This window comes from Spirosoma lituiforme (assembly GCF_054776635.1).
Map to the genome: position 1 here is coordinate 593,571 of NZ_BAAHBO010000001.1, position 13,968 is coordinate 607,538.

The window sequence follows — 13,968 nt, forward strand, 5'->3', positions numbered from 1 at the left end:
CACGAGCTTCATGAGTGCCAGTCAACAAACGAAATACCGCTGGATGGGCATCTCACTAGGGCTGAGCATCACGTTGCTGGTTCTTAAATTCACGGCTTATTTCCTTACCTACTCGACCGCCATTCTAAGCGATGCCATCGAATCCATCGTGAACGTCATTGCCAGTGGGTTTGCGTTTTATAGCATCTACCTCGCCGGTCAACCCCGCGATTTGAACCACCCGTACGGCCACGGAAAAATCGAATTTCTCTCCTCAGGGTTCGAAGGTGCCATGATTCTCTCGGCGGGTCTGGTCATCATCTGGCAGTCGATCCTCAGCTTTTTCGAACCCAAAGTACTTGCTAACCTCGACTGGGGATTCGCCCTGATCGGGCTGACCGCCGTGGCCAATGCCTTTGTTGGCTGGATGCTCATCCGGTCGGGCAAACAAACCGACTCAGCCGCGCTGACCGCCGATGGCAAACACTTGCTCACGGACACGTTTAGCAGCATCGTCGTCATGATCGGGGTGGCGCTGGTCAGCTACACGGGCAATCACTGGATCGACAGTGTTCTTTCCCTATTGATCGCCATCGTTATCATTTACAATGGATTTCAGATCACCCGGCAGTCGGTAGCGCGGCTGATGGATGAAGCCGACGTACCAACGCTGCACCGGGTCGTTAATCTGCTGAATGTGCACAAAGACCGGAACTGGATCGATGTGCACAACCTGCGCGTTCAGAAGTACGGTGCCGATCTGCACATCGACTGCCACCTGACGCTGCCCTACTACTGGAAACTGAACCAAGTACACGAGGAAGTGCATCATTTCGAAGATACCCTCAAAGATGGTTTTCGGGGCGAAGTCGAGATTTTTGTGCACACCGATCCCTGCGAAAAAGCATGTTGTCACTACTGCCGCGTGGCTAACTGCCCCGTTCGGGCCTTTGCTTTTCTCAGCGACGTAGACTGGACGCCGGACAACCTTCCGCTCAACCAGAAGCACTTTGTTGCACTGCTCATGCCGGAGGTATAGGTACAACAATCCGGTAAGGTATATTTGTCAGGGTCCGGCCTTTGCTCTTACATGAGAAGCCATCCGCCTGCTTTACTCGCCCTGGCCCGACTTTCTGGCCTGCTACTCATCTTGGTTAGTCTCTTGAGCACCAGCCTGTCAGGCTGTAAGCCAGCGTCTACGCTAAACACACCCGCGCCGGTAACCCCGCCCATTGCCGCTACCGCTACAACGCCATCGTCCGCAACAATTTCGGCCCCGGTTGTCTACGCGGCCAGTTTCGACAACAACCTGTATGCCCTGGACACAACCACTGGGCAGCCCCGCTGGATTTTCAGGGCCGACACATCCATTCAGTCGAGTCCGGCCGTTGGCTATGGAATGGTTTATGTAGGCAGCAATGATTACAATCTGTATGCGATCGACGGGAATACCGGCGTCAAAAAGTGGGCGTTCAAGACTGGCGGAATCGTTTATTCCAGCCCGACCCTGGCGAACGGCATCGTGTATGTGGGCAGTCAGGATGGCAACGTATACGCCATTGATGCCACCATTGGGAGTCTGCTCTGGCTGTTTACGGGTCCGTTTGGCTTTTACTCCAGCCCAACCGTTGCGAATGGCCTGGTCTACATTGGCGGCCAAAATAACCGAATTTACGCGCTCGATGCGGCTACGGGCCTCCCGCGCTGGATTTCCAGTACGGAATATTACATACTCTCCAGTCCGACCGTTGCGAATGGCTTGCTTTATATTGGAAGTCGGGAAGGGAAGCTGTATGCACTTGATGCCGCCACGGGCAAGCAGCGCTGGACGGTCAAAACCGGCGGGGCCGTCGATTCCAGTCCAGTCGTTGCCAATGGGACTGTGTATGTTGGCAGCAATGACCAGCGTTTGTATGCCCTCGATGCATTGACCGGCCAGCAACGCTGGGTTTTTGAGACCGATACCGCCATTTATTCCAGCCCGGTTGTTGCCAATGGAATTGTTTACGTAGGCGGCCGAGACCATAATCTCTACGCGGTCAATGCCAGCACGGGCAGCAAACTATGGTCGTTCAGCACGAACTATGATATTTATTCGACACCCGTAGTGGCCAATGGTGTGGTTTACGTGGGCAGTAATGACTACAATGTTTACGCCGTCGACGCAGCCACGGGCCGTAAACGCTGGAGTTTCAGGACCGGGGGTATCGTGGTATCCAGTCCGGTGGTCGCCCAAAAAAACATAATAACCGGATCGTACCCCACCATTAGCGGGGGCGGTAAGTGATGTTGCCTTTACCTGTAGACCTGTTTTAGTATTTTCTGGACAATACACTCCAGTAACCTTCCATCGGCATGCACAGGACTTTCTTTTTCCGATTCCTTTACGGGTGTGGCGTGATCGTATCTGCCGTTTTTCTTCAGGGTTGCATTGACGCCTACAATCCCGGAGTACCCTTAAACTCCGACTTGCTGATCGTCAGCGGTATTGTTACGAACCTGAACGAAACGCAGACCATTAGCCTGAATCGTGCCCGTTCCACCATTGATAGTGGTTCGGTCAATACGCCCGTCCGGCGGGCCACGGTTACGGTGCTGGTCAACGGCACGACGCCTATTACGTTACTCGAAACCCAACCCGGTATGTACAGTTTTCCCGACAACTTTCGGGGGCAGGTGGGCGCGACTTACCAGCTTCGTTTTCGAACCGAAGAAGGCATTAGCTACGAATCATCCATTGAAACGATGGCGTCGGTCCCGCCGATCTCAAAAGCGTATGATCAGTTCAATCCGCAGGGACCAAAGACAACGGCCGATGGCTTGATGGTTCCCGCCAACGACGTGTACATCGACTTTCAGGACCCGGCCGGTGAGCGCAATTTCTACCTCTGGCGATGGCGGCTGTATGAACAGCAACTCTGGTGTGCCACCTGCCAGCAGGGCCGCTACATTGTACTGGACGTGGGGCCCGTGGGCAGCGGCCCAATTGACATTATCGGCTGTGTACGCGACACGACCCTAAGCCTGTCCATGCAGTTCGACTACCCCTGCCGGCAGTTGTGCTGGGACATTTTCTACAATACGGCCATTGATGTTTCCGCCGATGTCTACACAAACGGTCAGCTACAAACGGGACGCAAAGTAGCGAGTGTTCCCATTTACCAGCGCAATCCGGCGCTTATTGTCATTCAGCAACTTTCCTTATCGCCCAATGCGTACCGGTACTACAAACTATTTGCCGATCAGGTGCAGAATACGGGAACCCTGGCCGACTCTCCACCCGCTCCTATTTCGGGCAACGTAAAGAACCTGGCCAACACAACGGAAAACGTTATCGGCTATTTCTCGGCGGCTGCCGTGACGGAAATCCGCCACAAGATCAAGCGTCAGGATGTGACATCGGGAACGTTTCAGGGCTTGTTTTATGCCATCAACGGCCGGGTTCCCCGACTGGAATCGTCCTATCCCGGCAGCAGCACGTACGGGGGCAGTGTCGCTTCGGCGCTTTGCGTACCCAGCCGCACCCGAACCGACCTGTTCCCGCCCGGCTGGAATGACTAATGAACCCTTCTACTCCCTGAACGGATGAGCCGACACGTACTCTCGCTTGTCATTTTTCTGCTGGTCAGCCCGGCTCTGCAAGCCCAGCTGATGGTTAACCTGAGCGGCATTGTCCGCGACTCGGCTACGGGAAAACCGTTGGCTGGGGCAGCCATTGTGGTTGACTATCGAAAAGCCCTCACGGGCACCAATACCGATGAACAGGGCCGATTTTCCATCGGCCTGACCGCTGGCGACCATATCGTGGTAGCCCGTCTGGTTGGTTATACGCCCGTGCGGAAAAGCGTTCGCCTGACCAGCGATCCGGTAACGATCCAGATGACGTTGATCTCCGTTGAAAGCCAGTTGGAAGAGGTCGTCGTGACGACCAAAGGATTCGATCAGACAATCCGGCAACCCATTCTGGGCGTTAATCAGATTAATATGAACGCGTTAAGAAAACTGCCGGCCGCCCTCGGTGAAGTCGATTTACTGCGCGGCTTGCAGATGCTGCCGGGCGTGTCGAGTGTGGGAGAAGCCAGCAATGGCGTTAACATCCGGGGCGGCACCACCGACCAGAACCTGATTCTGCTGGACGATACACCCATTTTTAATCCGACCCACATGTTCGGGCTGTTTTCCATTTTCCCATCCGAGGTCATCAGCACGGCCGATTTGTACAAGGGAAATGTACCGGCCCGGTTTGGTGGCCGGGCGGCTTCCGTACTGGATGTGTCCTTGCGAAATCCAAATCTGGACCAGTTCAGTCTATCGGGGGGGGTAAGTCTGGTTTCAAATAAACTCACCGCCGACATCCCTATTGTGAAAGGGAAGTTTGGCCTTCTGGTTGCCGGGCGCGGGGCTTTCAACGACTTCCTGCTGCCGATTGTATCCGACCGGCTGGCGAACATAAAAGCCAGATTCGGGGACGCTGTTCTAAAGGCATTCTGGCGCATCGATGAGCGCAACACACTAACCATGATGGCGTATGGCAGTAAAGACATCTTCCAGACCGATCTGCTGGCCAACCTGCCCAATGTTAACGGAACCGCCACCCGCTACGACCACCAGACAGTTAACGTCATGGCCCGCTGGTTCCGAACGCTGTCGCCCCGGTTGAACCTGCAAACCACGGGTATTTCTGTACACTATGTTCCCAAAATCCTGTCTCCTGAACTGAGCGGCAATGTTGTGAGTTTGCGGTCTTCCGTGTTGCAACGGCAGGTAAAGTCGAACCTGAATGTTCAATTAACGAATCAAAAGCTCGAATTAGGGGTTAGTGGCACTCATTACCGGATTGAGCCGGGCACGTTATTTCCCGGTCAGAGCAGCAGCGTTAACTACGTAACAACGCCAACGGAGAATGCCCTTGAGCTGGCGGTTCATGCCGATTATGAACGCAATTTCAGTGACCGTTTAGCCATTTCGCTGGGCCTTCGTTACTCCCAGTTCCTATCCATGGGGCCATCGCTGATCAGGCAGTATGCCCCCGGCGAAACCCGCGATGATTTTTCGGTTACTGATTCAATCCGGTATGGCGCGGGTCAGGTAGCGAAACAGTACGGCGGTCCGGAACCCCGAATTGGCCTTCGGTATACGCTGGGTCCGAACGCATCCCTCAAATTCGGGTACAATCTGATGCGGCAGTATTTACAGGTTGTCACGAATACCACAACGCCCCTGCCCACCTCGCGCTGGAAAACCTCGGACCCGAACATAAAACCGCAAATCAGCCAGTTGCTCACCGCCGGTTATTTCCTGAGTTTCAAAGAGAACATCTACGAACTTACGCTGGAGGGCTACTGGCGGACTACGGAGCACATTATCGACTATCGGCCAGGCGCTGATTTTCTCCTCCAGCCCTATCCGGAAACGCAGCTGTTGCAGGGTCGTAGCAGAGCCTATGGCCTCGAAACGATGATTTCCAAGAAAAAGGGTGAGCTCACAGGCTGGCTGAATTATACGTATGCCCGCACCCTGAACCAGGTATACGAAGGTTCTTCCATCGAGCAAAATGTAAACGCGGGTAACTGGTACAAGGCTATTTACGACCGCCCGCACACCGTTAACGCCAGCATGACGATTGATGTAGACCGGCACAACAGTTTTGGATTTACGTTTGCCTGCAGCACCGGGCGACCCTATTCGGCCCCCACGGGGTACGTTACCATCGACGGAACTCAATACCCCTATTATGGCGAACGCAACAACGAGCGGTTGCCGGCCTATCACCGAATGGATTTCGCCTGGAACATTTACAGTCCGGGCATGAGAAAACGACGTTGGGAGGGCCGCTGGGCTTTTACCATATACAATCTATACGGTCACAAAAACGCCTATTCTGTATTTTTCAAAACCGAAAACGGCAAAACGAATGCCTACAAACTTCAAATCTTCGCGGCTCCTATTGCTTCCCTTTCCTACAACTTCGTTTTCAAATAATTTGTCAACTGGCCAGCAAGCAGCGAAGACCTGATCACAGGCCCATTCAGCACATGAACGTCAGAAAAAGTCAATCTTATTTTATAGAAATAGTTGTATTTATTCTTTTTATCTGCCAATTTTGTTTCACTTGCTACCGAGGTAGCACACGATATTGCTTTTTTTCAATTCAGGTTGTATTCAAAAACCAGCAAAAAACGGCCCTTCCTAGCGAATTGGGGCCGTTTTTTCTTTTTTGGACATTTTACCGGCCACAAATGCCCTTGTAATCGCAGAACTGACAGACTTCGATCTGATCGGTTTTTTTAAACGGCTCATCCAGGTCGAGCAGCCGCTGAATCAGTTGCTGCAACAACTCCTCCGAGTCTTCGATGTATTGCGCGGGACTGTCGTTGTCGCCAAAGCGGACGGGGTTTGATTTGAAACCGCCGTTTACATCGCGAAAGGAATAGAAGCCCGCTTCGACCGGCATACCCTGGGCCGGAAAAATGTCCTTTTTAGCCCGGTCACGGGGCAGTCCACCGTAGTCGCTGATGTTTTTGAGAGCCAGGTATCGGTACAGCCACAACTGCCGCATCTTATCCTCCTTACCGTCATTCAATAGCTTGTCCATCAGCCCAATAGGCGTTTTATCCGACAGATCGACTTTGCCGGTCTTGTAGTCGACAATGCGGATCTGATCGCCAAACTGTTCGATACGGTCAATTTTACCCGCAATCCGAACCCGGATAGGTGCACGCCCATCAACGGGCACGGTCAGGTGCGTTTCCAGGGTTTGCTCGGTGCCAATGACGGTAAGGTCGGGTAAGGCATTCTGTTGCCGCTGAAAGTCGAGCATTAATTTCTGGGCCAGATCGTACAACAGCAGATTCATGCCCGACTCAATCACCCGCCCCTTCATGGAACTGGCAAATTCCTCTTCCAGCAAGTTCTTAATAATGGTTTCATCAATGGGAATCGACTTCATCCGATAGTCAAGATCCAGGCGCTCCATCACTTTGTGAAGCCAACTCCCGAACTCGGCGGCACCCATTTTCTCCTCTATGTCTTCTTCTTCGCTGATGTTTACGATCCGGCTGAAATAAAAGCGCATAGAGCAGCTGACGAACTGGTTCAAATACGATGGATATAGTCCCTTTGTGGTAAGCAGGGTGATCAGATCCTCCCGTATCCGTTCCGTTTTAGCTACCCGCAGTTGGGTCAGATCGGTTGTTGCCTTGTCCGTTGACCGCCCGAAACGAACGGTTGGGTGGCTGATGCGAACGAGGCCGTTTGAGCGAGGAACCAGTTCGTGCTCCAACTGCCGGATAAACCGGCTTGGCTCCCCTTTACTACTTCCGTACGCATCCGTCGAGGTCGTGTACAGCAGAACCACATCGCTGGCCCGTTGCAGGAGCCGGTAAAAGTGGTACGCCATCACAGCCTCCTGCTCTCGATAGGTGGGTAGAAACAGTTCGGACGCTATGTCGAACGGAATCAGGGAATTAAGCTTCCGCGACTGGGGCAAGATCCCTTCATTGACGGACAGAATGATGACCCGGTCAAAATCCAGCGCCCTCGTTTCGAGCATTCCCATGATTTGCAACTGGCTTTTTCCTTCACTCGTAAACGGAATGGACGTTTGCCGAATCAATTCGTACAGAAACTGGCGAAAACTGCGTACTGTAACGTCGGCCTGCGCCTTGGCGTGACGTCCGTTGCGGGCTATCTCTCCGGCATTCCCCTGCCGCTCAAGGGTTGCTTCGAGTTGTTTAAGAAGGGTAAAAAACAGATAGAGATACTCGATTTCGATGGCATCCTGACTCGTCCGATACACATCGCGCAGCAGGTCGATCAGGTCGTAAAAGGTTCGAATGGCCTTCATCGGCTCTTCGTTGGGCCAGCGCGTGAACAGTACCTGCACGAGGGGGTCATCCTGCCCCAACTCCTTCATTTCCTGTTCGGTCAGATAAACCCGCTGGTTCTTGACAATTTCTTTGGCAATCCACTGAAAGAGGGGCTCCGCCGGTAACACGTCGCCGGTAGGCAAAACCTCCCCCGGCCACATGAGCCCGCGGATGCGTTCGTACTGTTTCAAAAATGGGTGATTCAGCAGCTTTACCACATGACGATGGTGAAACTTGGGAATCTTCAGGTCACGCCCGTCCCTGGTCCGGAACTCGTGCACCGTGCGCTGCATCTCAAACAGCGTATCGACCAGCGTAAACATCAGCGACGACCGTAATGACAGCCCCATCGTTACGTTTAGATCCGTTACGTTTTCATCGAGTGCGTACAGGACCGGCACCAGCAGGGTTTCGTCGGCGAGGACAATGGCCGTTTTGGGTGAATGACCTCCGTTACCTGTATGCCCGGCCTGTTGCCACTCGCTGTACAGTTTTCCGGCCACTTTCGTTTGCATACTGGCGTTGGGCACGCCAACCACGCGAATGTTTTTCGCCGAGCCGAGCAGATTATTGGCTTGCTGGGCCAGATCAGCATGGTTCTGTTTCGAAAAAAACCAGCCATTTTCTTTGTACCGACGCAGAAATTCGCCCGCTTCCTGCCGCCGGTCGTCCATGTAATACTGGTCAGCATCCCAGATCAGTTCAGCCTTCTGCGCATCGACCAACACTTTAATGATGTGCTCCTCGGCCCGGCTAAGCGCATTGAATCCAACAAAATAAACCCGTTCGTAAAGCAGATTATCCCGAATCAGCGACTCGACGTTCTGGGCCAGCAGCCGATAGGCCATTCCCCGGTAAGCGAGTCCCTGTTCGTTCAGCCGTTCATGCAGCGCGTGGTACGCCGTTTGCAGGTTCTCGAACAGCTTGAAGTAGCGCGCCGTCCCGGGCGTTTCGGCAATGGGGCTGGCCGTCGATGGCATATCGACCTGCCAGCGTTCGAGAGTCTTGGCTGCGGTGAGGTAGCTGAATAACTCATTGGGACTGACCAGGTATTGGTCAATACGGTCGAAATCAGCCAGCAATACCGATGCCCAGCCGATAAACTGCTCGAACTCCACCAACGGGTCAATTTCCCGGAAAACGTCGTAAAGGTCGAAGAGTAGACTAACCGAATCGATTAACTGAACACCCGCAGCCTGTGTAATAAAATCGTCGACGGCGAGGGCATGGGGAGCCAGAAAAGGCCGGTCGGAAAGGGCCGCCAGTTCATCTAGAAAAACGGATACGGCCCGGCGCGTTGGTAAAATCACCCACACGTCGCGTAAACTGGGACCGTGGGTATCAAATATGCGTTTAGCCGTTTGGCGAAGAAAAGTCATTCTGTCTTGTGTGAGCCGGGGCAGGTGCCCCGGACAGTAAAGATACAACTTGTCGGCCACGGACCAGCCCTTTAAATGGGTCAACTCGTTCAGTGCATGCGATCGCCCCGAATCGTCAGCTTCGCGATAATATCAGCCTCCACGGTCAGAAACTCCTTCCACCGCTCCCGTACACGCTCGGCGGGCAAATAGATTTCCGCCAACTCGATAAACGTCCGGTAATGGCCCGCTTCCGAGATCATCAATTCCCGGTAAAACTTCCGCAGACTCTCATCGGCAATCTGCTCCGACAGGAGTTTGAAGCGCTCGCAACTCCGGGCTTCGATCAGGGCATTCATGAGCAGGTTGTCCATCATCTGCTCTTTGTAATCGTTGATTGACCGACGCAGCCGGGTTCGTACCTGGTTCACGTAGTCATCTTTGCGGTGCCGGCCAAGCGGGATATTCCGTTTTTGAAGCTCCTTCAATACCCGATGAAAGTGGCCCCACTCTTCGGATACGATGGGCGTTAAGGTATCAACCAAGGCTGGCTGATCGAAATACTGAACAACCAGCGAGATACACGACGAGGCCGCTTTTTGCTCACACCAGGCATGGTCGACCAAAATTTCTCCGATGTTCATTTCGGCAATATTGACCCAGCGCGGGTCCGTAGGCAGTTCGAGTCCTAAAGTCGTCAGTGACATACACGTAGAGCCGCAACCCTTTGCGGCTGATAAATCAAAATTGACCAAACAACCATGCCACGGTTCCTATACCGGATTAATCGTGACACAACTGGTTGACTAAACAAAGTTAAGCACGAAAGGGCGTTACTTTTTCGCAACCCCCTACCCCGATTTTGCGTTAGTCAGGTACGATTACGCACACATGAAAAGCTACGTTCAACTATTTATTCTGGTCGCGGTGCTTCTCGCTGGCTGCCAGCAGCGTCCGGCGGAGAAATCCCCGACGGTTATTGATACTGCCCCGGCAAAACTGCCCACAGTGCAGCCCGGCGAGGCCGTAGCAACGGTGGCTGGTGGCTGTTTCTGGGCCGTCCAAGAAGAAATGAAATTACTCAAAGGAGTGCGAACGGCCGTTTCCGGCTACGCTGGTGGCGATCTGGCTTTTCCAACCTACGAACAGGTTGGCACCGATCAGACGGGGCATGCCGAAGCGGTACAGATTTACTATAACCCGGCCGTTATCTCGTACGATGTCCTGTTGGATGCCTTTTTTGCCGGTCATGACGCCACGCAGCTGAACCGGCAGGGGCCCGATATTGGCAAGCATTATCGCTCAGCGGTTTTTTACCGGACACCCCAGGAAAAAGCCCGGATTGACGCGGCCATAAAGCGGGAGAATGGCTCGGGGCATCACCAGGGCCGGGTTGTTACGCAGGTTGTTCCCTACGCTGCCTTCTACCCCGCCGAAGGGTACCACCAGGACTATTATCGCCAGAATCCCTACAACATGTACATTCAGCTGGTTTCGAAAGCAAAAGTTAACACCTTTGCCGAGCGAATGGAGAAGTGGGTAAACCAGTAAGGACGGACCACCAAAACCAAAACCTCGTCCTTCCCTGCAACACATTGTCAACCCCCGTAACCGTTCGGCTAAATCTGATATTGTGGGATTGACCGGAACCTCGTAACATTGCCCAGTCTTTAATCGAAGGGGTAAAACTCAAAAAAGACAACCCCGCAACGCCAGACAACTATGCCAGAACCTGACAAATCACTTGGTCGTAAGATCCTGAGTTTCTTCGTCAAAGAAGAAGAGCCGGGCACCGCTACCGGTACGCCACCAGCCACAGCATTGGCGCCAACCGCGCCCCGCCCTTCGGCTGGCGTACCCGTGCCCGGCGTTACCAGCTCGGCTCCGGTAACCCCCGCTGGCGGATCGACGGGTAGCCCAACGGGAGGTGTAGACCCGAAATTTGCGGAGCATCTGGCTAACGTACTGGCGCAGAATAACCCACCCGGCCCTGATTATTTTGAATTTCGCGAAACGCTCCGTAGCCTCAGCAACCTCGGTTTGCCGGAAGACAAGCAGTTTCAGGCGGCCTGGGCAAGTTTCAAGGCGCTGGCCGGGCCAACCTTCAGCGGCTCGGCAGACGCCACGGTGTTGGCCAACACCGCCAATGGGTATATTGCCGCCCTGAACAAAGATCGTGACGGGTTTACCAAAAGCGTAGAAACGGCCCTGGCCGAACGCGTCGGCGGTTTGCAGAATGAACAGAAACGATTACAAACTGATAATGAGTCGCTCGCCAAGCAACTCGTGGAGATTCAGAAACAGATCGACGTCAATACAAACCGGCTGACGGCCATTACGGGTGAGATTACGGAGCAGAGCGCAAAAATCACCCAGAATCGGCAGAATTATGAATCTACTTTTTCGCATTTCATTGACCAGATTAAAAGCGACATCGCCAAGATGGCGCAGTATTTAAAATAAGTTTCTATTGCTGAAGTTCTTAAAACCATAAACCAACAAAAATGGCAACTCCTGATTTTTCTAAACTCGGTGGCGGTGCAGACGGCGAAAAGCGTTCGTTCTGGAGCCGTCCCGAAGGTGTTCTGGGCATGCTTGTCCTAGCCGGTGTGGCCGGATTTGGTCTGGTTTACTTTAACCGGATCATCGAATTTCTGATTCGCGCCACGTCGAATATCCTCGAACTGTCGCTCCTGCTTGGCGCACTGGGCGTCCTGATTTTCCTGTTCACCAGCAAAGATGTTCGTACGGCGGTCTTTTTCCTGTTCAAATCGCTGATGCGCAGCATTACCGGCACAGTTATTCAGCTGAATCCAATTGCTATCATGAAAATCTACATCGACGATTTGAAGCAGAAACGGGAGAAAATGCAGGGTCAGATCAACATTCTGGCGGGCCAGTTGGTTAAGCTGAACAAAAAAATCAATGAGAACAACGAAGCCATCAAGCAGAAATTTGCCGAAGCAAACAAAGCCAACTCACTGAGCGATAGACCCGGTATGCGGGAAACGGCGCAACTGGCGACCATTGAGGGGGCGGGTCTTCAGGAAATGAACGAAAAGCTGCTGCCGCTACAACGGAACATGAAAAATGTGCTGGCGTTCATGGAAAAAGTGAACCAGAGCGCCGACTACATTATCAAAGAAACGGAAATTAAGGTTCGACTTAAGGAAACGGAATATCAAATCGTTAAAGACAGCTCAAACGCGCTCAAGACGGCGGTCAGCATTTTCAAAGGCGACCCCGACAAGAAGTTCTACTTCGATCAGTCGATGGAATACATTCAGGACGATATGAGCATGAAACTTGGCGAAATGAAGCGAGCTATGGATCTTTCGATGGATTTCATCAACGGTGTCGACATTCAGAACGGCGTTCTGTCCGACAAGGGCGAAGCTCTGCTGGACGCATACAACAAAGGCGAATTCAAGATGGTCCAGCTGGATGCGCCTGCCCAACCCCTCAACCTCGGTGCCAACCCACCGAAGGACGCAGGATACAAGAATTTGCTGGACTAATTTTTAAAGAGCGAAAGAGTAAATGAGCGAAAGCAGACCGCTGATGCGGTGCTTTTCGCCGATTTCCACTCTTTCGCTCATTCACCCTTTCACTCTTTATAAAGTTATGCAACGATTAACCGTGGCCGGTCGGCTACTCATCACAGCCCTGATTCTGGCGGCTGCTTTCTTCGCGTTCCGTTATTTCGGTGGTAACGCAGCCCTGCGCAAATTAGCGCCCAAGGATAAAGAATACTCCGAATCGCAGACGATGCCCCGGGCTGATGATAAAACAGCCGAGGGAACCGTCGAAGAATCATCAGCCTCTTCATCAGAAACCTCGTCAGGTTCATCAGAAAGTGAAGCGACAGATCAGCCACGTCAGGCGTTTACTTATACCGCTCCCGAGCCGCAAAACGGCCAGCTCAAAGGGGTTGTTGAACTGGGTGCCAGCGGCTTTAATTCATTCATTGTTAAAATCGACGATCAAAAACGCTGGAAACTCGAAAAAGCTGAGTTCGGTAACAGCCTGGTTCTGGAAAATATGGCGAGTGATGACGACATCCGGTCAGGTCTGAAGAGCTACATCGGCAAAATGCTCGATTATGGCGTTGGTGGCCGTAACATTCACTTTGTTGTGAGTTCCGGGGCGATCAAAGCGGAGGGTACTCAGAAGATTATCAGAGCCCTGAAATCGTTAAACTACGTTGTCAATACAGTGACACCAGAGCAGGAAGGTTCACTTGGCCTTCGGTCTGTGCTCCCCGCCGATTATGCCAGCAATTCATTCGTAACGGACATCGGTTCGGGAAACACCAAGATTTCATGGAAACAGGGCGAGTCGATCAAGGCGCTGGAAACGTACGGAGCCAAGTATTACTCGAATGGAACCAGCGACGAAACCGTAGCCACGGAGGTAGCAGCTAAAGCGAAACAGGTGCCAGCAGATCACCGTAAAACCTGCTTTATCATCGGGGGCGTGCCTTTCGAACTGGCCAAGTCGGTGCGCAAAGGCAAGGAACGGTATACCGTTCTCGATGCACCATCGGCTTACAAACTGGAGAACGCCAAATCGAAATCGGGCCTGAACATTTATAAAGCCATTGCCGATGCAACGGGCTGCAACCAGTTCGTTTTCGACTGGGATGCCAACTTCACGATTGGTTACCTGCTGACGCTCAAGTAAAGAGCGAAAAAGCGAAATCGGACCGCCGATGCGGAGCGAAAGAGCAGAAATGGGCAAAACGCTCTTTCTATCTTTCACTC

The 13,968-nt window shown here is 52.8% G+C and carries 10 protein-coding genes; 8 read left to right on the forward strand and 2 right to left on the reverse strand.

Going from position 1 to position 13,968, the window contains the following annotated elements; genetic code table 11:
* Positions 1-10 precede the first annotated feature (10 nt).
* From ACYU87_RS02485 to ACYU87_RS02500, 4 genes are all read left to right on the forward strand, one after another.
* Positions 11-1,018 (forward strand): cation diffusion facilitator family transporter, encoded by a 1,008-nt coding sequence (locus ACYU87_RS02485; protein WP_461132440.1) that lies wholly within the window; start codon positions 11-13, stop codon positions 1,016-1,018.
* A 51-nt stretch (positions 1,019-1,069) separates the two neighbouring features.
* Positions 1,070-2,266 carry a beta-alanine-activating enzyme beta-propeller domain-containing protein gene (locus ACYU87_RS02490; RefSeq protein ID WP_461132441.1) on the forward strand — a complete coding sequence of 399 codons (1,197 nt, stop codon included), beginning with the start codon at positions 1,070-1,072 and terminating at the stop codon, positions 2,264-2,266.
* 68 nt (positions 2,267-2,334) lie between these two features.
* Complete coding sequence (locus ACYU87_RS02495) at positions 2,335-3,540, forward strand: DUF4249 domain-containing protein (protein WP_461132442.1); 1,206 nt, start codon at positions 2,335-2,337, stop codon at positions 3,538-3,540.
* A gap of 24 nt (positions 3,541-3,564) precedes the next feature.
* Positions 3,565-5,961 carry a TonB-dependent receptor gene (locus ACYU87_RS02500; RefSeq protein ID WP_461132443.1) on the forward strand — a complete coding sequence of 799 codons (2,397 nt, stop codon included), beginning with the start codon at positions 3,565-3,567 and terminating at the stop codon, positions 5,959-5,961.
* A gap of 244 nt (positions 5,962-6,205) precedes the next feature.
* On the opposite strand, the gene ACYU87_RS02505 is transcribed toward ACYU87_RS02500, so the two are convergent.
* Together ACYU87_RS02505 and ACYU87_RS02510 are read right to left on the reverse strand one after the other, a co-directional pair.
* Positions 6,206-9,226 (reverse strand): PD-(D/E)XK nuclease family protein, encoded by a 3,021-nt coding sequence (locus tag ACYU87_RS02505; RefSeq protein ID WP_461132444.1) that lies wholly within the window; start codon positions 9,224-9,226, stop codon positions 6,206-6,208.
* A gap of 89 nt (positions 9,227-9,315) precedes the next feature.
* Positions 9,316-9,912 carry a MiaE family protein gene (locus tag ACYU87_RS02510; protein WP_461132445.1) on the reverse strand — a complete coding sequence of 199 codons (597 nt, stop codon included), beginning with the start codon at positions 9,910-9,912 and terminating at the stop codon, positions 9,316-9,318.
* Positions 9,913-10,096: 184 nt separating this feature from the next.
* Between ACYU87_RS02510 and msrA the strand changes: the two genes are divergently transcribed.
* The 4 genes from msrA to ACYU87_RS02530 all read left to right on the forward strand — a co-directional run bounded on the left by msrA (position 10,097) and on the right by ACYU87_RS02530 (position 13,888).
* On the forward strand, positions 10,097-10,756 hold the full coding sequence (gene msrA, locus ACYU87_RS02515; protein WP_461132446.1) for a peptide-methionine (S)-S-oxide reductase MsrA: 660 nt from the start codon (positions 10,097-10,099) through the stop codon (positions 10,754-10,756).
* Between the two features lie 171 nt (positions 10,757-10,927).
* Positions 10,928-11,668: a hypothetical protein gene (locus tag ACYU87_RS02520; RefSeq protein WP_461132447.1), complete on the forward strand. Its 741-nt coding sequence runs from the start codon at positions 10,928-10,930 to the stop codon at positions 11,666-11,668.
* Between the two features lie 41 nt (positions 11,669-11,709).
* Entirely contained in the window at positions 11,710-12,723 is a 1,014-nt protein-coding gene (locus ACYU87_RS02525; protein ID WP_461132448.1) for a hypothetical protein, read from the forward strand.
* A 106-nt stretch (positions 12,724-12,829) separates the two neighbouring features.
* The gene (locus tag ACYU87_RS02530) at positions 12,830-13,888 is read left to right on the forward strand and encodes a hypothetical protein (RefSeq protein ID WP_461132449.1); all 1,059 of its coding nucleotides are present in this window, start codon (positions 12,830-12,832) and stop codon (positions 13,886-13,888) included.
* Positions 13,889-13,968 lie beyond the last annotated feature (80 nt).

Bases quoted from the DNA above. Each gene is read 5' to 3' on its own strand.
- ACYU87_RS02485 (WP_461132440.1), top strand. From the start codon at position 11: ATGAGTGCCAGTCAACAAACGAAATACCGCTGGATGGGCATCTCACTA.
- ACYU87_RS02490 (WP_461132441.1), top strand. From the start codon at position 1,070: ATGAGAAGCCATCCGCCTGCTTTACTCGCCCTGGCCCGACTTTCTGGC.
- ACYU87_RS02495 (WP_461132442.1), top strand. From the start codon at position 2,335: ATGCACAGGACTTTCTTTTTCCGATTCCTTTACGGGTGTGGCGTGATC.
- ACYU87_RS02500 (WP_461132443.1), top strand. From the start codon at position 3,565: ATGAGCCGACACGTACTCTCGCTTGTCATTTTTCTGCTGGTCAGCCCG.
- ACYU87_RS02505 (WP_461132444.1), bottom strand. From the start codon at position 9,226: ATGACTTTTCTTCGCCAAACGGCTAAACGCATATTTGATACCCACGGT.
- ACYU87_RS02510 (WP_461132445.1), bottom strand. From the start codon at position 9,912: ATGTCACTGACGACTTTAGGACTCGAACTGCCTACGGACCCGCGCTGG.
- msrA (WP_461132446.1), top strand. From the start codon at position 10,097: ATGAAAAGCTACGTTCAACTATTTATTCTGGTCGCGGTGCTTCTCGCT.
- ACYU87_RS02520 (WP_461132447.1), top strand. From the start codon at position 10,928: ATGCCAGAACCTGACAAATCACTTGGTCGTAAGATCCTGAGTTTCTTC.
- ACYU87_RS02525 (WP_461132448.1), top strand. From the start codon at position 11,710: ATGGCAACTCCTGATTTTTCTAAACTCGGTGGCGGTGCAGACGGCGAA.
- ACYU87_RS02530 (WP_461132449.1), top strand. From the start codon at position 12,830: ATGCAACGATTAACCGTGGCCGGTCGGCTACTCATCACAGCCCTGATT.